Source organism: Neobacillus drentensis, assembly GCF_021560175.1.
GTDB lineage: Bacteria > Bacillota > Bacilli > Bacillales > Cytobacillaceae > Neobacillus > Neobacillus drentensis_A.
Genome location: NZ_CP091110.1, coordinates 2,014,401 through 2,036,153, shown reverse-complemented (window position 1 = coordinate 2,036,153; position 21,753 = coordinate 2,014,401). Strand labels below are relative to the sequence as shown.

Annotated in this window: 18 protein-coding genes; 5 read left to right on the top strand and 13 right to left on the bottom strand. The window is 37.5% G+C overall.

Features of this window, described 5'->3' with window-relative positions:
* Nucleotides 1-52 precede the first annotated feature (52 nt).
* The gene (locus tag L1999_RS09485; RefSeq protein WP_235743308.1) at nucleotides 53-2,356 is read right to left on the bottom strand and encodes a glycoside hydrolase family 3 C-terminal domain-containing protein; all 2,304 of its coding nucleotides are present in this window, start codon (nucleotides 2,354-2,356) and stop codon (nucleotides 53-55) included.
* 134 nt (nucleotides 2,357-2,490) lie between these two features.
* Here L1999_RS09485 and L1999_RS09480 point away from each other — a divergent pair, with 134 nt between their 5' ends.
* A complete protein-coding gene (locus L1999_RS09480; protein WP_235743307.1) occupies nucleotides 2,491-3,714 on the top strand; it encodes a helix-turn-helix domain-containing protein in 1,224 nt (407 codons plus the stop codon).
* 449 nt (nucleotides 3,715-4,163) lie between these two features.
* On the opposite strand, the gene tcuB is transcribed toward L1999_RS09480, so the two are convergent.
* The 4 genes from tcuB to L1999_RS09460 all read right to left on the bottom strand — a co-directional run bounded on the left by tcuB (nucleotide 4,164) and on the right by L1999_RS09460 (nucleotide 9,516).
* Nucleotides 4,164-5,273 (bottom strand): tricarballylate utilization 4Fe-4S protein TcuB, encoded by a 1,110-nt coding sequence (gene tcuB / locus L1999_RS09475; protein WP_235743306.1) that lies wholly within the window; start codon nucleotides 5,271-5,273, stop codon nucleotides 4,164-4,166.
* On the bottom strand, nucleotides 5,248-6,639 hold the full coding sequence (gene tcuA / locus L1999_RS09470) for an FAD-dependent tricarballylate dehydrogenase TcuA (protein WP_235743305.1): 1,392 nt from the start codon (nucleotides 6,637-6,639) through the stop codon (nucleotides 5,248-5,250). The genes tcuB and tcuA overlap by 26 nt, the downstream gene beginning before the upstream one ends.
* 218 nt (nucleotides 6,640-6,857) lie before the next feature.
* Complete coding sequence (locus L1999_RS09465) at nucleotides 6,858-8,039, bottom strand: 2-methylaconitate cis-trans isomerase PrpF family protein (RefSeq protein ID WP_235743304.1); 1,182 nt, start codon at nucleotides 8,037-8,039, stop codon at nucleotides 6,858-6,860.
* Between the two features lie 94 nt (nucleotides 8,040-8,133).
* On the bottom strand, nucleotides 8,134-9,516 hold the full coding sequence (locus L1999_RS09460; protein WP_235743303.1) for an MFS transporter: 1,383 nt from the start codon (nucleotides 9,514-9,516) through the stop codon (nucleotides 8,134-8,136).
* 479 nt (nucleotides 9,517-9,995) lie between these two features.
* Between L1999_RS09460 and L1999_RS09455 the strand changes: the two genes are divergently transcribed.
* On the top strand, nucleotides 9,996-10,862 hold the full coding sequence (locus L1999_RS09455) for a LysR family transcriptional regulator (RefSeq protein WP_235743302.1): 867 nt from the start codon (nucleotides 9,996-9,998) through the stop codon (nucleotides 10,860-10,862).
* 45 nt (nucleotides 10,863-10,907) lie between these two features.
* Here L1999_RS09455 and L1999_RS09450 read toward each other — a convergent pair whose 3' ends face one another.
* The 4 genes from L1999_RS09450 to L1999_RS09435 form a co-directional block, all read right to left on the bottom strand.
* Entirely contained in the window at nucleotides 10,908-12,017 is a 1,110-nt protein-coding gene (locus tag L1999_RS09450) for an AbrB family transcriptional regulator (RefSeq protein ID WP_235743301.1), read from the bottom strand.
* 101 nt (nucleotides 12,018-12,118) lie between these two features.
* The gene (locus L1999_RS09445) at nucleotides 12,119-13,147 is read right to left on the bottom strand and encodes an ABC transporter substrate-binding protein (protein ID WP_235743300.1); all 1,029 of its coding nucleotides are present in this window, start codon (nucleotides 13,145-13,147) and stop codon (nucleotides 12,119-12,121) included.
* Between the two features lie 23 nt (nucleotides 13,148-13,170).
* Complete coding sequence (locus L1999_RS09440; protein ID WP_235743299.1) at nucleotides 13,171-14,007, bottom strand: ABC transporter permease; 837 nt, start codon at nucleotides 14,005-14,007, stop codon at nucleotides 13,171-13,173.
* Nucleotides 14,004-14,783 carry an ABC transporter ATP-binding protein gene (locus tag L1999_RS09435; RefSeq protein WP_235743298.1) on the bottom strand — a complete coding sequence of 260 codons (780 nt, stop codon included), beginning with the start codon at nucleotides 14,781-14,783 and terminating at the stop codon, nucleotides 14,004-14,006. The genes L1999_RS09440 and L1999_RS09435 overlap by 4 nt, the downstream gene beginning before the upstream one ends.
* A gap of 571 nt (nucleotides 14,784-15,354) precedes the next feature.
* Between L1999_RS09435 and L1999_RS09430 the strand changes: the two genes are divergently transcribed.
* From L1999_RS09430 to L1999_RS09420, 3 genes are all read left to right on the top strand, one after another.
* Nucleotides 15,355-16,230: a helix-turn-helix transcriptional regulator gene (locus tag L1999_RS09430; protein WP_235743297.1), complete on the top strand. Its 876-nt coding sequence runs from the start codon at nucleotides 15,355-15,357 to the stop codon at nucleotides 16,228-16,230.
* 554 nt (nucleotides 16,231-16,784) lie between these two features.
* Nucleotides 16,785-18,110, top strand: coding sequence for an alpha-glucosidase/alpha-galactosidase (locus tag L1999_RS09425; RefSeq protein WP_235743296.1), 1,326 nt, complete (start codon nucleotides 16,785-16,787; stop codon nucleotides 18,108-18,110).
* Nucleotides 18,111-18,126: 16 nt separating this feature from the next.
* On the top strand, nucleotides 18,127-18,306 hold the full coding sequence (locus tag L1999_RS09420) for an aspartyl-phosphate phosphatase Spo0E family protein (protein ID WP_275677495.1): 180 nt from the start codon (nucleotides 18,127-18,129) through the stop codon (nucleotides 18,304-18,306).
* A gap of 587 nt (nucleotides 18,307-18,893) precedes the next feature.
* Here the strand turns inward: L1999_RS09420 and L1999_RS09415 are convergent.
* The 4 genes from L1999_RS09415 to L1999_RS09400 all read right to left on the bottom strand — a co-directional run bounded on the left by L1999_RS09415 (nucleotide 18,894) and on the right by L1999_RS09400 (nucleotide 21,747).
* A complete protein-coding gene (locus L1999_RS09415) occupies nucleotides 18,894-18,992 on the bottom strand; it encodes a PTS sugar transporter subunit IIB (protein ID WP_235743295.1) in 99 nt (32 codons plus the stop codon).
* A 235-nt stretch (nucleotides 18,993-19,227) separates the two neighbouring features.
* Nucleotides 19,228-19,881: a YesL family protein gene (locus L1999_RS09410; RefSeq protein WP_235743294.1), complete on the bottom strand. Its 654-nt coding sequence runs from the start codon at nucleotides 19,879-19,881 to the stop codon at nucleotides 19,228-19,230.
* Between the two features lie 16 nt (nucleotides 19,882-19,897).
* On the bottom strand, nucleotides 19,898-20,839 hold the full coding sequence (locus tag L1999_RS09405; RefSeq protein ID WP_235743293.1) for a carbohydrate ABC transporter permease: 942 nt from the start codon (nucleotides 20,837-20,839) through the stop codon (nucleotides 19,898-19,900).
* An 11-nt stretch (nucleotides 20,840-20,850) separates the two neighbouring features.
* Entirely contained in the window at nucleotides 20,851-21,747 is an 897-nt protein-coding gene (locus tag L1999_RS09400) for an ABC transporter permease (RefSeq protein ID WP_235743292.1), read from the bottom strand.
* Nucleotides 21,748-21,753: the final 6 nt, after the last annotated feature.

The window sequence follows — 21,753 nt, the reverse complement described above, 5'->3', positions numbered from 1 at the left end:
TTTTACTTTAAAAACCCGCCTGCATTAAATGAAGCGGGGTAATGTAATATTTTTAATTCACTTTGGAAGTTAGATCCTTATTTTGCGATGCCTGGTTTAAGTGAAGTAGCAATTCATTTAACATATCATAATTGAAAGCGCCACTACTAAATGAAACGAATGCACGCAATGGCATGTATTTCATCATCGCATTAATCATATCTGATTGTTCATTATCTGACTGTGGTGCGCCCATACTTTGACCTAGGCTTGAAAGGAAATTCATAATAATTGGACCCGCGATGGGGTCTGCCATCATATCACCCATTGGTGTGTTTTGGGTAAAGACCTTTCTAACTTGCACAGTCGAGACAACATTGATAATCCCTTTTGCAACAATCTCTTGTGATGATTTTCCAATTAAAATTTCATATTCGCCGCTCTCTACATGCCAATCCTTTAAGGAGACATTATAATAAGCAAAGGCCCTTTTATTTAACTCAAACGTAACTGTCTTTTCCTCACCTGGTTGAAGGAAAACTTTATCAAAACCTTTTAACTCTTTTTCCGGTCTAATAACACTGCTATCTATATCTCTTACATACAACTGTACAATTTCCTTACCTGCTGCTTGGCCGATGTTTTTTACATTCACTGAAACGGTAAGCGTTTCTGTATCTTTCATTTCCTTTTTACTTAACGACAAGTTGGAGTATTCAAAATTGGTATAGCTCAGTCCATAACCAAATGGGAATAATGGTTTTACTTCCTTAGTATCATAATAGCGATATCCAACGAACAATCCTTCTTTATATTCAACATTATCGCCCTCTCCAGGAAAATTCAGGAAGGAAGGATTATCTTTTAAACGAACGGGAAAGGTTTCTGCTAATTTGCCAGAAGGATTTGTATCACCAAATAATAAATCAGCAATAGCTCCCCCTAATGCCTGACCTCCTAAATAACCTTCAAGCAAACCTTTTACTCTATCAATCCAAGGCATTTCAATTGGAGCACCATTGCTAAGAACAACTACTAGGTTCTTTTGCCTTTCAGCAACTGCTTCAATTAGTCTTGACTGATTTTCAGGAATTCGTAAATGCTCTCTGTCATAACCTTCAGATTCGTATCGATCTGGTAGTCCGACAAATATAACAGTAACGGAGGATTGACTAGCCGCTTCCCTTGCTTCTTGCACAAGTTGGTTGTCAATATCATCACTATTTAAATCGTAACCTTGTGCGTAAATCACTTTTGAGTCACTACCAGCTGATTTTTCAATCTCTTCAAAGATATTATCAAGTTTAGTAGGGTTAATGTGAGAACTTCCACCCCCTTGATATCTAGGAGATTTTGCGAAGGCTCCAATTACGGCAATCGTACCTTCTTTTTTTAGTGGAAGAATATAATCTTCATTTTTTAAGAGAACCATGCTTTCGCTCGCAACTTCCCTTGCAAGAAGGTGATGGTTTTCTATATCATAAACAGCGTTTTTATTTTTATTGTCAACTGCTTTAAAGATAACCTTTAATAATCGTTCTACTGCTTGGTCTAACTTTTCCTCCGAAACTTGACCATTCTTTATGGCTTCTACAATTTGCTGATCGCTCAATCCTCCTGTCGGCGGCATTTCAAGTTCAAGCCCGGCAGCCAAACCGTTAACCCGATTATCTACCGCTCCCCAGTCAGAAACAACGAACCCTTCAAGTCCCCATTCTTCTTTTAAAATAGTAGTAAGCAAATATTCGTTTTCTGATGCATAAGTACCATTTACCATGTTGTAAGCACTCATTACGGTCCACGGTTGCGCTTTTTTAACAGCCCCTTCAAAGCTTGCAAGATAAATCTCCCGTAATGTTCTTTCATCAACGACCGAATCAACCGACATTCTTCGGTGTTCTTGGTTATTGGCAGCGAAATGCTTTAAGGAAGTCCCTACTCCTTGACTCTGTACGCCATTAATATGGCTGGCGGCAAGTTCAGATGATAAATAGGGATCTTCTGTAAAATATTCAAAGTTTCTACCACATAACGGGGAACGCTTTATGTTTGCACCAGGCCCAAGTAAAATCGCTACATCCTCTGCTTGACATTCTTCCCCTAATGCGACACCCACCTTTTCTATTAAATTTCTATCCCATGAACAAGCTAATCCGGCAGCTGAAGGAAAACAGGTAGCTGGAACACTTTCGTTTAATCCTAAATGATCTGCACCTTCTTTTTGTTTCCTTAGACCATGGGGACCATCTGTTAAAACGATGGATGGAATACCTAATCTTTCAATCCCTTTAGTACGCCAGAAACTAAGCCCCGAACACAAGCTCGCTTTCTCTTCCAGTGTCATTTGTGAAATTAGTTGTTTAATATTTCTTTGCAAAATGCTTTTCTCTCCTTTACATCATGGTCACTCGAGTTGAGATTATTGTATTGCTTATGAAATCGTTTTTATGTTACGATTTGTACAAAAATCGTGTAATTTGTATTTCTTTAAAAAATAATTGGGGTGCAGAGATGAATTTAGACGAATTGGAGTATATTAGCAGAATAGTATTTGAATCCTGTAAAATTCCTGTTACTTTTCTAGATACTAATGGTGAAATTAAAATAAAGTTTCCAACACCTTTTATTGAAAACCCAATTAATTCGAATAAAAAAGAGCTATTTTCACAGCTCCTATATACAGGTGTTACTTCGGATTTTCCGGTAATCAGGACTACCAATTATTTAGAAAATTACTTAGTAATCACTATTGAAACTGGCTCAATCATTGCAGGACCTTGTCTTTACAACCGGATGTCAGAAGATGTCATCTCCGGTATAATGAACGACTATAAGATTTCATATATTTATAAAAATGAGTTAATTTCATACTACCAAGAACTGCCTATTATGAATTCATTAAAATTCATGCATACAGGATTGTTGCTTTATTACTTGATTTTCCGAAAGAAACTGGATATCGGAGAGGTCCTCCATCAGAATGCAATAATTGAAAATACTAATGAGGATTCAAGGAGCGTCGAATCCCATATGACTGTGAATCGTCAAAATATCTCGTTTCATCATGATCCTTCATTTGAAAATCTTTTCCTTCAGGCAATAAAAGAAGGACGGAAAGAAATATTAACACAATATGTTGCCTTAAACCCTCCCGAAGGAATGGGTGTCTTATCAAAGAAAAGTCAATTAAGGAATGAAAAAAATTTGGCTATCTGTGGAATTGCCCTCTATACAAGGGCAGCGATAGACGGGGGACTTCAGCCAGAATTAGCCTATACCATGAGTGATCTATACATTCAAAAAGTAGAAGAATTATCTGCAGTTAGTGATATAAATGGTTTAATGGGAAAGGCATTTATCGAGTTTTGCGACCGGGTCCAGAAGAGGAAACAGCTTCAATACTCCAAGCCAGTATGGGTCTGCCAAGATTATATCTTTAATCATATTTACGAAAAAATTACTATTGCTGACCTCGCGGAAATAGTTTATCTCAATCCAGCTTATTTGTCCCGATTATTCAAAAAGGAGTTAGGGATGCCTCTTAACGACTATATTCAAAGAGAGAAAGTGGAAGAAGCGAAAAAACTACTAAAAGATTCAACCCATACACTCCCGGAAATTTGCTCTTTACTTAATTTCAATGATCAAAGTTATTTTATTAAGATATTTAAGAAGTTTACTGGGGTCACTCCTAAACAATTTAAAAACGGACAAACAAAAGCAATACATGAATAAAAAGCAGCGAAGCCGGCTGCTTTTTTTGTGTTTTTAGTTCTATTAAAAAGAGATTCCTAAGCTCCTCAATGGGTCGAGGCGCTGGAATATTTTTTGTTACCTTAATATCATCATTTTGCTAAGGTCTGAAAGAAACCTAAGGCCTACTTTTTAGCATGACTCTCTCTGTAAAGCTCGTTTATTTTTCTTTAAAAGAATCTTATTATAATTTTATTTAACAATAGAAAGGTTTTATGATGTATTACTTAATATTTGGCAATCAGTTAAAAATTAGATCATAATAAAAGGGCTTTCGGTTAATTCACCATAAGCCCTTTTATTTATAAATTCTATTTCACATATGGAATTACTACTTCCTGCATTTTTTTGAAAGACTTAGCTAATCTCATACTGTAATCAATTTTTGCCTACAACTGCTTTACCTGTCTTAACAGGATGTTTTCCAACTTTCACCAGGGCTGATGTGCAATGCGCTCTTCTTGTGCATAACGGATAAGTGCTAAATAACGATAGACGAAGTGCGCAAATTTAGTATATGGAGCTGTGAAGAATAGCGCTGCAACACTTCCTAAATGAATTGCCAACAAAATTCCCATTGCTGCCGTTTCACGAGCCAGCAACAAGATCATCCCTGTTACTGCAACAACTAGTAATACAACGATAAATGAAGTACCTGACTTAGCTGCTTTTTCATCGCCGACTTCGGGGTCACTTTTTCCCTTAAGTATCAACAGTCCAATGGTTCCAATAATAAGTCCTAGACCGCCTAAAATTCCCAGTATTACTACTGGATGATACACAGAATATGGTGCAGGAATGTGTAGGATATGTGCGTAAAAAGCCCCTAATGCTGTTGAAGCAAGGTCAAGCATAAAACCATAAGATACTAAATGGTGAAACTTACGGCGAATCGTAGAAGGCTCTTCTGTTGGATAATTACAGCCTGCACCTTCTCCTCCTAAATAACGAAGGCTTAGCGCGTATTTTGTACCAGTCACAATATCTTTACCAATGATTTTTTCAGACTTAGTCGACTTAATGTCCTTCCAGAATCTGCTCATTCCGATCAACCAGCCGCCAACCATCCAAATTCCTAAAGCCAAGAAAACAATAATCATGACAGCTTCTGACATAGACTTATAAAATGCTCCTGTTCCTACATGCGCATTTAAAAGTCCAGAAATTCCGTTAGTTCCCAAGATTAAAGCTAACATTAAAATGATTCCAAAGAAAAATGTAATCCAAAAACCACTTTGTTTTTCGCCGAGTGCCTTTGCAAATACTCTAGGGCTTGCGTACTTTCGATAGGTTTCTTCACGCAATTGTGCAAACAGTTTTGGAGGATTTATGCCAAATTCATGTGGTGTTGTAAATGGACATGCATGGTAGCAGTCCCGGCAATCATGGCACAAATTTGCTAAGTAAGTCATATCATTATCCGTAAAATCCCGGCGCCACTCAATCGATTGCCATACGGCACAGTACCCTTCACAGTAGCGACAAGAATTACATAATCTCATTTGACGTTTTCCATCATCTAGTAGCTCTTTTGACTGCATTTGCTGCTTCCTCCCCTGCAATTCTTCCTAATACTGCACCCATCGTGAGTCCAAAACCAGCCAGATACCCTCGACGAAGTACATTACCTGCTGCCATTTCTCCTGCTGCAAACATATTTTCACAGAGACTTCCATTATTCCACTTGATTCTTGCCTGCTCGTTTACTGCTACTGAAAGGTATGTGAATGTAATACCAGTCTTCAGTGGATAAGCATAAAACGGAGGCTTATCGATAGGTACCGCCCAATGGCTTTTCACCGGAGCTAATCCTTCTGTTTTACAATCGTCTAATTCACCTGGATGAAAAGTTCCCGGACGAACGGCCTTGTTAAAATCTTTAACCGTTTTAGCAACTGCTTTCGGGTTAAGGCCCAGTTTTTCGGCCAATTCTTCGATTGTTCCCGCGGTTACTGGTTCGAATACCGAAGGCATGAATCTTCCAAGTGCCTTACTGTCAATAATCGAGTAAGCAACTTGATCTGGCTGCCGGGCAATCAGTCCTCCCCAAATAGCATATCGTTTCGGCCAGAAATCTTCTCCTTCATCATAGAAGCGCTCACCATTCTTATTGACCACAATCCCAAATGGAACACTGTCAAGCCGGGTAACAATTCCCCCGTCAAACTTTGGAGCCCTGCCGTCAACCGCAACAGCGTGAAACGCATCGGGTTCTCCTATCTTTTCTGCACCTTTATTAAGAAGCATTTTAAGAACATTCCCCTGATTATATGGAGTACCACGAATGATAAAATTCTCAGCTGCATCTCCCCAGTACCGTTTATGCCACTCTATATTGGCTTCAAAACCGCCTGAAGCAAATACAATCGTTTTTGCTTTAATAGTCTCGATTCGGTTATTCCTGCGAACTTTAGCAGCCTTAAACTTAGTGCCGCTCATATCTATATCTTCAAGCATTGAATCGTACCAGACTTCTACCCCTTTTGCTTTGGCAGTTTGATAGTAGGAATTGATTACAGCCTTACCGCCGCCAAGCTGGAAGATATTCGTTCTTCCTAAATGAAGGGTCCCAGATAGGGCCGGCTGCCATTGAATCCCCTGTTTGTTAAGCCAGTCCGGAAGTTCCTCGGATTTTTTCACAACTAATCTTGCAATAGGCTCATTTATTTCACCCCCGGCAACACGCCTTAAATCTTCCATGAATTCTTCCTCATGATACTGGCCAGTCATATACTTATTCTCACGTGTATTCATCACCCTATAGTCCCGGGTGAGTCTGCTGTTACCGCCACGATAAAATTTAGGAGCCCTTTCAATTATCAGCACCTTTACACCTCGATCACGAGCTGATAGTGCAGCAGCGAGGGCAGCATTCCCGCCACCGACTACTAAAACATCCGTCTCCATTATTAAATCCCCTTTCATGGTGTATCGTCTTTAATATAACTTTAATATAATATTAGGAATAAAAAAAATATTAATAATTTATACGAGTTCATAAAATTAATTTATGATAGATTATTAGTGATATAAAAAAGGTTAAAACTAGTATAAAAATGAAAAGAAGCTAAAACTAGTTTAGCTTCTCTCCGTAAGATCACCTTAAATCCCATATAAAATAGTGATTAAAACATTGCCGCCTGATTCATACCTGTAAAAATAGAGGCAGGTACATATGCATAACCTTCCATTAACCTTCTTGCTGTTCGGCCATTTCCAGCATGATTTACCGCCCATTCATCTCCAATTTCTTCTACATCTGCAGCTGCAAATAAGATCCCCGAAGGATGTCCAACCCGGATTCCATTAAGCCCATCGGAAACAATTTGATTCGGAATCGTTCCCGTAATCTTTACTGCGGCTGCAAGACCCATTGCTCCGCTTACTGCATGTGCACGATGAAGGGATCCCATCGTAATATAACGAGAAAGAACATCAACATCTTCATTTTTGACAAGTTGTTGATCAATCGTTTGATAGTCTTTTGGATTTGAGACCATCACAATTTTTGGCAATGCATGAGTGGAAGGAGAAACCTGTTCCCCTACTTTGATAAGACCAATCTTGATTCCGGCTTTGACACGAATTTTTTCTAGTGTATCTAATAAATCAGTATTTGCGTTTACTTCGTTGGGAAGCTCTGTTCCAGTTTGACCAACATCTTCTGCGCGTACAAATACGAGCGTATTGACACAATCAACAATGCTCACTTCATATTTCCTTCCATCTTCCATTTTGATGTGATCTGTAGGGTTATTGGTTGGAAGTGTTTTTCCTGTAAATGTTCCACCTGCATTTAAAAAGTTAAGCATGATTCGAGCTGCTGTTCCTGGAACACCAGCAATCGAAAATTCACCCTCATATTGAATTTGCCCATTTATCACCGGTATTTCCGCAACGATCATCTTGTCTGTGTTTGTGTTATATATGTTCACAGAAGTGACTGGTTCAGTTAATGGGACATATCCTTCTTCCACAGCATACAATCCAACTGCAGTAACAAAATTTCCGCAAGTAACATTATAATCAACCACTTGCCGATCCAGGCTGACTTGGCCAAAAGTGTAATCAATGTGTGCATCAGGATGGGTGGAAGGACCAACGATTGCTAATTTGCTGGTGGTTGAGGTTCCCCCTCCTAAACCATCAATTTGGCTGTTGTCAGGACTGCCATAAATCCTTAAGATGACTCCATCCCTTAAAGCAGGATCTGAAGGAAGGTCTGATCTTCTTAAGATAAGTCCTTTGCTGGTTCCTCCTCTCATAATGACAGTTGGAATTTTATGTAATTGGCCATAATCAAACATGTTGTTTTACCCTCCCGTTTTTCGAGAACTCAGAAAACAAATATTTATACCTGGTGAATGGAAATGACACCCCGCATGGTGCCATTTTTTCAGTCTAAAGATTGGACGATGCTGGGAATTTTTTATTCGATTGTGTGCCGTTTATTTCTTCAAGACTTCTCTTAGAAGTACGCGGACCAAAGAATATAGCTACAGCTGTTAATACCCAAACAAGTGAGATTAGAATAAATACGTTTAAATATCCAAATCCTGTGTAGACAAAACTAATAATAAATGGTCCGATAATATTGGAAGCACGGCCGATACCATATGTCAATCCTTGTCCAAAAGATCGCACTTCTGTTCCGTAAAGTTCTGATGTATAAGTATATAGATTTGATGAGAAGGTTCTTTCGATATAATTAATAAGGAAACCAAAGATAACGATCATAACAGGATTTAATGTGGCTCCGAATAAGAACACAGCAATTGCAATGAAGAAGGAAGCAGCAATAATATTTATTTTTCTCTCAAAGCGGTCCGAAATCATTGCACCCGTAAATGCACCTAATGGAGCACCTAACGTAATTAATGTGCTATAAAGTAAGGTATGCGAGATATCAATTCCTTGATTTACCAATAGTGTTGGAACCCATGATCCAAATCCATAGAAAGCGATTGTTTGAAGGATCCAAACTGAAATTAGAATGATTGTACGTTTTAGATATATTCCCTTGAAGACATCAGACATTTTACCTTTAGTTATTGGAGCAACTAAAACTTCAGGGTCCGGCTTAGCTAAAGGACCTTTTTCACTGGCAACGATTTTTTCAATTTGTTCAATGGTTGCTTTCGCTTTACTTACTTGTCCCTTCATTTCATACCAACGAGGTAGTTCAAACAATTTTACGATACCGAATAAAGCAAAGATTCCCAACGCTCCCCATACAAATACAAATCTCCAGCCAAAATCCCCCATAGGAATTAGCCGACTAGCAACATAACCCGTAATTGGGATACCCGTAATACCAATACCTACCGCTAATGCTTGATACTTACCACGAACGGCTTTAGGGAAGAATTCAATGATGTAAGTATTAGCATTCACCAACAAAGCTGAAGCAGCCATCCCTGTTACAAATCTGGAAATTGCAAGTGACCATACATCCCAAGCGAGCGCATTCAACGCTGAAAATACAGATAAAATTATTAATCCTGTAATAATAGCTTTCTTTCTTCCTACTTTATCGCCAAGCCATCCACCTAAGGTAGCCCCCAAAAACATTCCGAAGAAGGCACTGGAGTTAATGGTTGCAATAACATTCATTGGAAGATCCCACTGTTTCATTAATACAGGTGCAGCGTATGAAAACGTATTCAAATCTGCAAATTCAAAAAAATAAGCAATTGCTAAAATAAAAATAACCTTCTTGTGGACCGAAGAAATAGGTAAACGATCCATACGATTTGCAATGTTAAGGCCCGTTGCTCTACTCATGACAATTCCCCCCCATTTTTTCATATCCCCGTCTTCTCTTTGTTACTTTTTCTCAACTTAATAAGCTTATTAAAGGTGATATTTAAAAGTTATCATAATTTATTGAATAAAAATAATATTGATTGTTTATAAACTACCATAAAATTTCTTTATCTTAGAAAAGTGATGTTTCATATGATTAAATTACAGCCTAATAATAGAAAAATAACAAAAAAATGATATATACAAGTGATAAATATCCAAACAAATAACTTATACATTTAATCACAACAATAGAAACCGGAAATAGTTTGATTAAAAAATAGCCCGCCTAATGGAAGGTAGTTCTGTTATAGGGTACTCTTTTCTATTTTTTGCACAAAAATGGTATTTTTATATTTCATTTTTTTTATTAATAGTATAATATGAATCATAAAAATAATTTGTTTATTTGCTATTATTAGATAAATATTGCTTATGGATAGGGGGATTCCTGAACGATGAATGAAAAGGATTGGACCATTCTTCAGACGATCTATGAAGAGCGTAATATTACTAAAGCTGCTGAAAAACTTTACATTTCCCAACCGGCTTTGACCTATCGCCTTCAGCAATTGGAAAGAGAATTTGGAACGATGATTGTTGCTCGAGGAAAAAGAGGAGTAGAATTCACCTCTGAAGGTGAATATATCGCCCGATATGCCATGAATATGATCTTACAGCTTCGAAATACAAAAGAATACGTCCAAAACATGGGCCAGGAAATCAAAGGAGTACTAAGAATAGGAGTTTCAAGTACTATCGCAAGGTTTCAACTCCCCTTCATTTTAAAAGAATTCGCATCCCTCTATCCGAATGTTGAAATTCATTTAAAAACTGGCTGGAGCACTGAGGTTAACCATATGCTTCATAAAGAAGACGTTCATCTCGCTTTTGTAAGAGGAACTTATGTCTGGCCAGAAGGAAAATATTTGTTTCGTGAGGAACCTATTGTCATCGTCTCCAAAGATCCAATCAAAAATATTAAGGACTTACCTAAACTTCCTAGGGTTAATTACGAAACTGACCAATCCTTAAAGACAACAATCGATAATTGGTGGCAGGAAACCTTTGAGAACCCTCCTACTATTAACATGGAAGTAGACCGTATTGATACATGTAAACAAATGGTTCTGATGGGTCTGGGTTACGCAATTCTGCCTTCTATGTGCTTATTAAAAGATGAGGATGTTCATAAAATAAAAATCTCTAAAAAAAATAACAAACTAATAACAAGAAAATCCTGGCTGCTTTACCGTGAAAGATCGCTTTCCCTATCGCCAGTTAAAGCATTTGTCGACTTTTTAAAAGAATACCCAAATGAATAAAAAAATAAGAAGGGCAAACCTGACGTTTGCTCTTCTTATTTTCAACTATTTTGTCATACTAATTTCTTTCTTTGTTATTCGCCGCTCTAGAAATTTAAATACTGCTGGTAATACCGTAATGACAATGCCGATTCGAAGCACCTGCACGACCACCACGAAAGTAGAATCTGCATCTAGGGCAACAGCTGTAGCTGCCATTTCTGCAATTCCACCTGGCGCGAAGGCTAAAATAGCTGTAATCCAACTAATATCGGTTACTTTTGACATCACGGTTGCACAAAGCGCTATCACTATAATTAACCCTACCGATCCTAGTGAACCGACCAGCAATGTCCGTTTGATTCCAACAAACATCCGACTCGTTAATCGAGAGCCAATGCTAAGCCCAATTAATAGCTGTGATATGATGAGCAGCCCGTGCGGCCAATAAATGACTGAAAAACTTTCCTTATACAGACCACCTATTACCTGCCATATGGCTACCACGATCATACTGCCTAGCAGCCATGGAGTAGGGAATTTTAAATATTTTGCTAGGAATGAACCACCAACAGAAAGAATCACTACTAACCCCATCCAAAAAAGGTGATGGACCTCCACTGGAGCATCACTGGCAAGTACACTGGTATGCAACTTTTCACTGCTGTTCGTCCAATAAATGGCCAAAAGCGGCACCGTACCAATCACTAATAGAACTCGGATGATTTGAATGATACTAACTAAAGCGGGATTCGCCCCTATTTCTTCGGCAAAAATAGGCATGACTGAAATCCCACCAGGTGCCGTTCCAATAAAACTTGTTAAGAGATCCGTTTGACTAAATCGCCATAAAAAATAGCCGGTAAGAAGGGAAAATAGAATGGACACGAGAAGTATGGTGATGACATAAAGCCAATTTTCAATAAATAGGTGGAAAACGCCCGTATTCATTTTTTGTCCCAATTCCACCCCCAATATCCATTGACCGATAAACATCCAGTATTTCGGAACTCCTGGTACCCCTTCGGCAGGGTTAATCCAAGACGGTATCCACAGAGAAAGGATTCCACCCATCAGGAATGCCCCAATCATCCAACCAACAGAAATGCCTGTTAAAGAAACAAAATACCCCGAGAGGATACAGAGTAATAAAATATAAAGTCTTTTCCGATTCACCTATACAAACCTTCTTCCTGTTTCAGGAAATTTTCAATCCTCCTATTAAAAGGAAAAGTCTTGCAACATCCACAAGACTTTTTCTACTCAATCACTCTATTTTATTGAATACTCTTTTCGGCAAACTTATTGTTTACAACCTGATCAAAAGGCGCATTTACTCCTTCAAACTTAACATTCATCTCAAATCCACTTTTGGTTATAACCGGTGTCCGTGCAAACGCATCGAAGTTGTTTTCAAATGCGGCATCGAAGGTTGCCTTATCAAGCTTATCAAATGATTTTCTGACTGCTTCTTTCGCCTCTTCTTTATTCTCACTTATAAACTTTTCTGCTTTCGCAATCGCATTCGTCATTTTTTGGATCGTTTCTGGATTCTTTTTAATAAAATCTTTCTTTGTTAGTAATGTACTATGTGTAAACCCATCTAATTCTTTCATTTCGCCCTTCGACAGGTTTATCAATAACATACCATCATAACTAGTAATGGCTTGTTCAGTTGTAGGCGAAGAGAATACAAATGCCTGAATTTGATTATTCTTAAACGCTGGGAGAACGGCTTCCGCTTTCCCTAGAGGGACAATCGTTGCATCCTTATCTGGATTCAGATTTTGACCTTTTAATAAGTGGCGAACTAAACGATCACTGCCGCCGCCTGGCTGTGTAATTCCAATGCTTAAACCCTTCAAAGCCATAATTTTCTGATCAATAGATGAATCTTCGGTGACACCTAGCTTCTGAGCCACATCTTTCCTAATCACCACATTTGATGCATATTGATTAATTAAAGAGGCAAATGCTTGAACGTCCTGACCTTTACTATTCACATCCATTACCACGGACAAGCCAGTGGCCCCAACCTCTGCTCCACCCCCAACTACTGCGGAAAGAACATTGGTAGATCCTCCGGCAATTGTCACTTCAACGTCCAAACCTTCCTCCTTAAAAAAGCCTTTCTCTTGGGCAACATAAATCGGTGTAAATAATAAGCTGGAAGAGGATTGAGCAATGGTTATTTTTTCTGTTTTCCCCTTTTTTCCTGCTTCGTTTGAAGATTTTTCAGCACTACAGGCCGATAATAATAACATACTTGTTAATAACCCCGCCGCAAATGTTTTTACCCTACGCATAGATTCTCCCCATTTCCTTTTGTTTAGTTTGAATGATCAGTCTTCCAACGCAAGAAGCGCTTTTCAATTAACCCGGTAACGACGAAATTTAATGCAATTGAAAATAACATTAGAACAATTAAGGCCGCAAAGGTGCCACCCGTGTCATATTGCCCAGCTGAATATTGAATTAAGTAACCAACCCCTCTGTTCGAGGCCGTAATTTCACCAACAACAGCTCCAATTAAAGCATAGGGAATAGATGTTCTTAGTCCAACCATGATCCAAGTCAGTGCAGAAGGGAGAACCACTTTAAAGGTAATTTGTCTTTCAGAAGCTCCCATAATCCGAATGTTTTCCAGCATATCTTTATCCACATTTCTAACACCCGCATAGGTATTGATAAATACTAAGAAAAACACTGTAACCGCAGCCAAGATAATTTTCATATCGATTCCAATTCCAAACCAAAGAATAAATAACGGTGCTAACGCAATCTTAGGCAAGCTGTATAAAGACATAATGAAAGGTTCGAAAATTTTCGCGCCATATGTCCAGCGGCCGAGCAAAAATCCTACAATCCCCCCTCCCAATGCACCGAATACGAACCCTAGTATCGTTTCTTGCACTGTGATGGATAGATGGTAAAACAATTCGCCACTAACCGTCCACTTGTAAATCGCTTGCAAAACATCAGTAGGAGAGCTGACCCAAAACTTATCTATCACTCTTCCAGATAAGAAATGCCAAATGGAAAGAGTAAAAATGATGATACATAGTCTAATAATAGAAAGTTTAATAAATTCCTTCTGTTTCCTCATTTTCCTTTTAGAAATGGCCTTTTTCTTTGGCTGTTCGATTGTAATTACCTCTAAACTCATTTGCTAACCTCCAATTCAAATTCATCTTTTAGTGCACTCCAAAGCGTTGTATGCGCTTTCGAAAATTCCGGTGAAAGACGAATATTATATACATCTCTTGGTCTTGGAATATTGATTTTTTCGATCATTTTAATGGTTCCGGGACGCTTGCTGAATACTGCTACTCTATCGCCTAAAGAAACTGCTTCGTCGAGATCATGGGTAACAAAAATAATGGTTTTCTTCGTTTCTTTCCATATTTCTAATAATTTATCTTGCATGATTAACCGTAATTGAGCATCTAGGGCACCAAACGGTTCATCAAGCAGTAATGTTTCCGGATTATAGGCCAACAATTGAGCCAAACTTACCCGTTTTCGCATTCCACCGGAAAGTTCTTGAGGATATTGTTTTTCAAATCCATCCAATCCTACCATTTCAATATAGCGCCTACATCTTTTTTCTCGTTCACTTCGACTGATCCCATGGATTTCTAACCCAAGTTCCACATTTTTCATTACTGTTCGCCATGGCAGCAGGTTATCCTTTTGGGTCATATAGCCAACTTTAGTATTTACCTTTTTGACCGGCTTTCCATCATACAGGATGGATCCCTCATCGGCCTTCATTATTCCGGCACACATATTTAGCACAGTTGATTTTCCGCAGCCGCTTGGACCAATTACTGTTAGAAACTCCCCTTTTTCAACCTCTAAATGAATATCGCGTGTAGCCCAAATTGTTTCATCATTACGTTCAAATTGTTTGGATACACCAGAAAATTTTATTAGTGCCATTTTTAACATGTCCCCCTTCGCTATAGTAATAACCTATCATAACTAAATTAAATTTTAAAATTCAAAAAATTTACAATAGTCAATAAATATAATCTATTAAAAAAATTTTCTGTGTTATCAAACGCTTTTATTAGCTGAAGCCGGAATAAGTCTAACACAGATTAAGGGATGTTTAGGGCATAAGGACGAGGATACCTCAAAAAACCTTTATTCTTCAATAGTTACGAGATGCTAAACCTTCAGACTATTTAAATTACATAAACCAAAGCATCCTGCCCTTTAAAGTTATATCTTCTCTCTACCTGCTAGTTCCGCAATATTCTTTAATTACCCATTCAGTAGGAACAATTACTTTCAATGAAAGTTTCCCGCCACTTATTCAATCTAATAATATTTAAATGGCAGTTTGCCCCATCCCTTTTGTACTGATCTTTACTGTTGTTAAAGGAGAAACAAATAAATTATTGTACTCCTAAAAATCTTTTAATTAAAATTTATTGCTTGTATAATTAAAGATAAAATGAATTGTTTTATCGGACATTAGAAATAAAAATAGATGGAGGGTAAAATCTTGCTGTTTGATCTACCACAAACTTCCGTTGGATTTCAATTTGTAATGCCTATGTCTCTGTTAATGTTAAAGGGTATCGGATGGGAAACGATTACGTCTGTTAATTATAAATGGGATGGAAGAGAACGTGAGGATGACCATTGTTTGTTTCAGTACACTTTAAGTGGACAAGGAGAAATCGAAATTAATGGTACCGTCTACCGTCTGAAACAAGGGGATGCGTTTATTGTTGAAATACCAGGTGACCATTGTTACCGTCTGCCTGCTGATTCTTCTGAGTGGGAGGTACTTTATATTGAATTTTCAAAAGAAGCATTACCTTTCTGGCGTCAACTGTATTCCCTAAAAGGACCTATTGTTTCCATAGTGCCGGATTCGTCTTTTATTCAATTAGCGTGGAATACCTATGAGATAGCGATAAAAGACCAAATACATGATGTATATCAATCCTCAAAATATGCATATCAACTAGTTATGGAATTAATCAGTCATGTTTACCGAGAGAAAAAAATTGAGCCACTGCCATCAAAAATTGAACTATGTAAACAGTTCATTGAATTAAATTATCAAGAACTTATCGGGTTGGACGATATAGCGACTGCTATAGGAATTTCAAAATTTTATCTTATTCGAGAATTTGAAAAAAAAATTGGAATGACTCCTAACCAATATTTGACCAAAGTAAGAATCGAACATGCAGCTAAGTTATTAATTTCATCAGTTGATCCAAATATAGAAGATATTGCAAGACAAACTGGATTTTCAAGCTCAAATTATTTTGGGAAAGTTTTTAAAAAGGTAATTGGTTCCTCACCAATGGAATTCCGTAGAAAAAACAATTATTATGAAGTACATCGGGTCTTATTTGAAAAGTGAGTGAAGTAAGAAAACAGAAAGCAACCTCGATCTTCCTCTTAGGAATCACAAGGTCGCTTACACTATTTCTTATTTCTTTGTTACTGAAGTCCTTTTAATATTTTAAGAGAGATCTCTCTAGCTAATAATTACTCTAGTCTCACCCAAGAAAATTAAAGGATAACTTCCCTGCCTTGACTGGATAACTTTCGTTCCTGAAGTATTGAATCAACACACGTGCTACGTCTTTCCACTTTAACCGATGCTAATATATACTTTTTCTTCATGGCCGGCAGCACGAAAATGTCGGCCACATCGTTAAAAAGCACAATTTGAAAACGAAAAAAAGTATGTTCCATAATCCTACATTTGCCTACTATAATTTAAAGCAATATTTTACCCTCCAACCACACTAACTTACCATTGAGGTTATTATATAAACGTTTTACTATTATTAAGACAACAAAAAAACAAAAAGTTTAATACGGGACATCATCTGTTTTTCAGGCAATTTTTTATCCTTTCAAAAAAAAGCCGATAGGCAGTCCCTGTTTTACTTTACAGGAGGTAAATTTATGTCAAAAATCACGTTTATTGGAGCAGGAAGTACCGTTTTTGCAAAAAATGTTCTTGGTGACTGCATGTTTGTTCCCGCATTAGCCGGGTTCGAGTTCGCATTATTTGATATAGACAAGCAGCGCTTAAAAGACTCAGAAAATATGTTAAACAATTTAAAACAAAGCTTACATGCAAACATTGTAGTAAAAGCGTATTCGGACCGGAAAGAAGCATTGCGAGGAGCAAAATACATTATTAATGCCATTCAAGTTGGCGGCTACAAACCAAGCACCGTTATCGATTTTGAAATTCCTAAAAAATATGGCCTTCGTCAAACAATTGCTGACACAAGCGGGATTGGCGGAATTTTCCGTTCGCTTCGCACCATTCCCGTGATGTGGGATTTTGCCAAAGATATCGAAGAGGTTTGTCCGGATGCCCTGTTTTTAAACTACACAAATCCGATGGCAACTTTAACAGGAGCCATGCTGCGCTATACAAACGTTAAGACAGTTGGATTATGCCACAGTGTACAAGTTTGCAGCGAGCACCTGTTTAAAGCCTTAGGAATGGATCATGAAGGAGTGGAAGAAAAAATCGCTGGTATCAACCATATGGCCTGGCTCCTTGAGATCAAACGCGACGGCAAAGATTTATACCCAGAAATTAAACGCCGTGCGAGAGAAAAACAACAAATAAAACATGATGATATGGTCCGCTTCGAATTAATGGATAAATTCGGATACTACGTAACGGAATCATCTGAGCATAATGCCGAGTACCATCCGTACTTTATTAAACGCAATTATCCGGAATTAATCGAAAAATTCAATATCCCTCTTGATGAGTATCCACGTCGTTGTGTAGAGCAGATTGAACGCTGGGACAAAATGCGTGACGAGATGGTCAACAATACGCAGCTTACCCATACCCGTACTCACGAATATGGTTCCCGGATTATTGAAGCGATTGAGACGAATGTTCCATTTAAATTTGGCGGCAACATTTTAAATACGGGGCGCTTAATTAGCAATTTACCAGAAAAAGCTGTTGTTGAAGTATCATGCGTTGCTGACCGCAGTGGAATCAACCCTTGCTATGTGGGTGATCTTCCAGAACAATTAGCGGCTCTTAACCGTACAAATATTAATACACAGCTTTTAACAATTGAAGCAGCGGTAACGAAAAAGAGAGAACACATCTATCAGGCAGCAATGCTTGACCCTCATACTGCCGCTGAATTATCAATGGACGACATCATTGCGATGTGTGATGATTTAATTGAAGCACACGGTGACTGGATTCCAAAATTTGAAGATCGTAAAACAATTTCGTTCGTATAACAAAAAATCATTACACATGTCAAACCTCATAATTTTAATCGAGGAAAAGAGAAGCCAACTACTTCATTTAAGTAGAATGTATGGATTAAACAACTTTAGAACCATCCAATGCAGTCAACAACTAGATAAATTGATTAATTTAAATATGAAAAGCAAAATGAATAATTATGAATATATAAAAAAGATGCCTCTTTGAAGTAACCCCGAAAAGTTAGAGTTCTCTATTAAGCAGCTAATTGGCAGGTATGGGTACCGTATTGAACCAGACTCATACCTGCCAATTTTTTCTTTATGCACTTGATTTATATATAACTTCAACTCACTTTGGACAGACTTCACCCCTTGTTGAATATGTCTTTTTTTCAACATGTGCATCACCTCCACTCCACAGATGATCTATTTGGCTGTTCGAAACGTTCTGAATCCTAGCATAGAACAGACGTATTTAAATAGTTGAGCCGTAAGGAGGCGCGATAACTTTACCATCTATATCGAATTCTCGAAACCCCTTTTCCACTCCTCCCTCACAATATCCCAATACCGTGAGTCTAGGTCTTGTAAAATAACGGCTACTTTAGGTCTATCTTCCGTTCTAAGAAGCTTGACTATACATCCTATTACAGCGATCAGAAAGACAGCGATAATTGAAAGGATGATCCATTTCTATTTTCATGATTTATCTCCCTTCTAGAAGGAATAGTATCAAGTTTTTTCGAATTAACAACGTGAAGGACAAGCATAGCTCTATAAACATTTCCTGCTTAGCTCTATTCAGCAAGTGATTTACCAACAGCATGAATCTTCATTATGTAAAACTAAACGCAAACGCGTTGCACAATGTGCTGCAGCAGAAATATTTTCTTTGCCACCAAGAGCACACAATATGATATTGACACCTCCTTTTTGTGTGTATCATTACCCAGTACGGCACCACCTATGATTTTTGTTTTGCGATTGTCAGTCACTTTCATTCTATATAGGAGTTCTTTTTTATTCGGATCTTAAGCCCTTTTTTCCACCGTCTAAGCAGATTGTTGTCTAATCAAAAGGAAAACAGCAAAACCAGTTTATCGGTTTTGCTGTTTTAGCTTTAATTTCATTCATACTCTATGAATTTTTAGTTAGCAGGGTCTGTGTGTTCCGCTTGCCCATCCTGTAAATAATTTTTAAAAATCTTATTTAAAATTATTGAATTAATGTATATAGTTGCTGAAAAGCCAATAAATATATATGAGAAAAAAAATGAAAACGAAGCATTCATGCATATCACAAATGGTACTATGAAAATTGCCATTATTAAAATTGTATAAGGCAAATGTCTGATGGACATCGATAGGGAATTTATCATGGTATTTTTAATTTTATTGCTGAATTTACTCTGTATCGGAAAAACATATAACATTACAAAACAGGAAATTATTCCTAAAAAATAAAACAGATATTTTGAGTATGATCCGATACCTTTTATAAAATTATTTGTATAATATATATCTCCTGTTATTATTCCCCCAACAGCAATCAAAATCAACCAGATAGAAGTCGATTGTTTGAAATTTTCTTTAAAAGCTTTCAGATAGCTTCTGATGATATAAGTATCCTCATTGTTAATCATTTTCAATGACACATAATACATGGCTGTAAAATTTATTCCTATAGTAATAACAGGAATGCACATGATGATGAAAATTAAATTCAGGATAACTAAATCAAATAGCCGACTCATAAACTGCGAAAATTTGCTGTTTATATTAAAAATCCCACCAAAACTCATAGTTTACACCCCTTGTTTATCCTTTAACACTTCCAAGTACAAGTCCTTTTGTAAAATTTTTCTGTAAGAACGGATAAATCAGTATTATAGGAATTGAACCCAGGAACAGTTGTGCAGCACGTCCTGTTCTTGCATTCATCTTTGAAAGCAGGCTTTGAATATCATGGGTGTTATCTGATAAAAGCAATTGATCAAAATTCTGAAGAAGAGACTGCAAATATGTCTGAAGAGGATAGTTATCGGGATTACTCATATAAATCATACCACTGAACCAGTCGTTCCAATGACCTACTATGCAAAACAACCCAACAGTTGCCAAAGCAGGTTTAAGAACCGGCAAAATAACACGAATCAAAATCTGCAAAGGTGTCGCTCCATCAATTTCCGCAGCCTCTTCCATCTCCGCTGGCAATTCCCGGATAAAATTCATCAGAATAATCATACTATATACCGGCAATGCTCCCGGCAGTATTAGTGCCCAGATAGTATCCTTAAGACCTAAATTTGATACAACCAGATAGGTAGGAATCATACCTCCGCCTATGAGCATGGTAATAACAAAAAATAACATATAATACTTTCTGCCAGCCAATTTTTTAGTGCCCTTTGACAATGGGTATGCAGTCAACACCATTAAAAGCAGATTAATGCCCGTACCAATGATAACCCTCTCGATAGATACCATCATTGCTCTAAGAAATTTCCCCCCTGACAATACAAACTCGTAAGAGGATAATGTGAAATCTTTTGGTATTAGCCCGACCTTTCCAGCAGCAACCGCAGTACTACCGCTAAAAGAGATTGCCAGGAGATTTACAAATGGAAGAATACAAGTTATACACACAAGCCCCAGAAAAATCACCAGTACTACATCAAAAGTACTATATTTTATTTTCTTTATATTTTTCATGCTATTCAAATCAAAAGTACTATATTTTATTTTAGTTATAGTTTTCATGCCACTCTCTCCTAAAATACCTTATATTTAGCAAACTTATCCGCCATAACGTAGGATGCAAGAACCAGTACACAGGAAATTACAGACTTAAACAAACCAACTGCTGCACCAATCGAATACTGGGCCTGTTGAAAACCCAAACGATAGACATAAGTATCAATAATATCTCCTGTCTGATATACGCTTGGGGAATAAAGGTTATAGATCTGATCAAATCCGGCATTCAATACATTTCCAAGAGATAAAACCAGCATCAGTACGATCGTCGGTTTAAGCAATGGAATGGTAATACTTTTAATTTTCTGCAATCTGGTAGCACCGTCCAGAATTGCAGATTCATACAACCCCGGATCAATGCCAGCCAATGCTGCCAGATAGACAACTGTACCAAATCCAAAGCCTTTCCAGACATCACTGATAATCATTGTCCAAGGGAATAATTTATCACTTCCAAGAAAATTTATGGCTGGGAGTCCGATCATCCCAAAGATTTGGTTGATTGCACCGTCTTTGGAAAGTAGATCCATCAATACACCTGCCACAATAACCCATGAAAGGAAATTGGGGATGTAAATCAGTGTCTGAAAAAAACGCTTCAAACGCTGGGAAATCATTTCATTCAGCAAAACGGCAAAAAACAATGGAACAATAATGCCTAATATTAATTTCAAAGCGGAAATAAATAATGTGTTCCATATTGTTCTGACAAAAGTCGGCTGATTAAATAAAAACTTGAAATTATCCAATCCAACCCACGGCGATGAAAATCCGGTTCCTGGATTATAATTTTGAAAAGCCATAATTAATCCATACAATGGTATATAACAAAATATAAATGTCAGAATCACACCCGGCAAAAGCATAACATGATACTGCCACTGATTCTTGATTTTATTCGATAATTTCATACTTCA

Bases quoted from the DNA above. Each gene is read 5' to 3' on its own strand.
- L1999_RS09410 (WP_235743294.1), bottom strand. From the start codon at position 19,881: ATGAGTTTTGGTGGGATTTTTAATATAAACAGCAAATTTTCGCAGTTT.
- L1999_RS09480 (WP_235743307.1), top strand. From the start codon at position 2,491: ATGAATTTAGACGAATTGGAGTATATTAGCAGAATAGTATTTGAATCC.
- L1999_RS09435 (WP_235743298.1), bottom strand. From the start codon at position 14,783: ATGGCACTAATAAAATTTTCTGGTGTATCCAAACAATTTGAACGTAAT.
- L1999_RS09420 (WP_275677495.1), top strand. From the start codon at position 18,127: ATGTCAAACCTCATAATTTTAATCGAGGAAAAGAGAAGCCAACTACTT.
- L1999_RS09445 (WP_235743300.1), bottom strand. From the start codon at position 13,147: ATGCGTAGGGTAAAAACATTTGCGGCGGGGTTATTAACAAGTATGTTA.
- L1999_RS09455 (WP_235743302.1), top strand. From the start codon at position 9,996: ATGAATGAAAAGGATTGGACCATTCTTCAGACGATCTATGAAGAGCGT.
- L1999_RS09400 (WP_235743292.1), bottom strand. From the start codon at position 21,747: ATGAAATTATCGAATAAAATCAAGAATCAGTGGCAGTATCATGTTATG.
- L1999_RS09460 (WP_235743303.1), bottom strand. From the start codon at position 9,516: ATGAGTAGAGCAACGGGCCTTAACATTGCAAATCGTATGGATCGTTTA.
- tcuA (WP_235743305.1), bottom strand. From the start codon at position 6,639: ATGGAGACGGATGTTTTAGTAGTCGGTGGCGGGAATGCTGCCCTCGCT.
- L1999_RS09405 (WP_235743293.1), bottom strand. From the start codon at position 20,839: ATGAAAACTATAACTAAAATAAAATATAGTACTTTTGATTTGAATAGC.
- L1999_RS09440 (WP_235743299.1), bottom strand. From the start codon at position 14,007: ATGAGTTTAGAGGTAATTACAATCGAACAGCCAAAGAAAAAGGCCATT.
- L1999_RS09465 (WP_235743304.1), bottom strand. From the start codon at position 8,039: ATGTTTGATTATGGCCAATTACATAAAATTCCAACTGTCATTATGAGA.
- L1999_RS09425 (WP_235743296.1), top strand. From the start codon at position 16,785: ATGTCAAAAATCACGTTTATTGGAGCAGGAAGTACCGTTTTTGCAAAA.
- tcuB (WP_235743306.1), bottom strand. From the start codon at position 5,273: ATGCAGTCAAAAGAGCTACTAGATGATGGAAAACGTCAAATGAGATTA.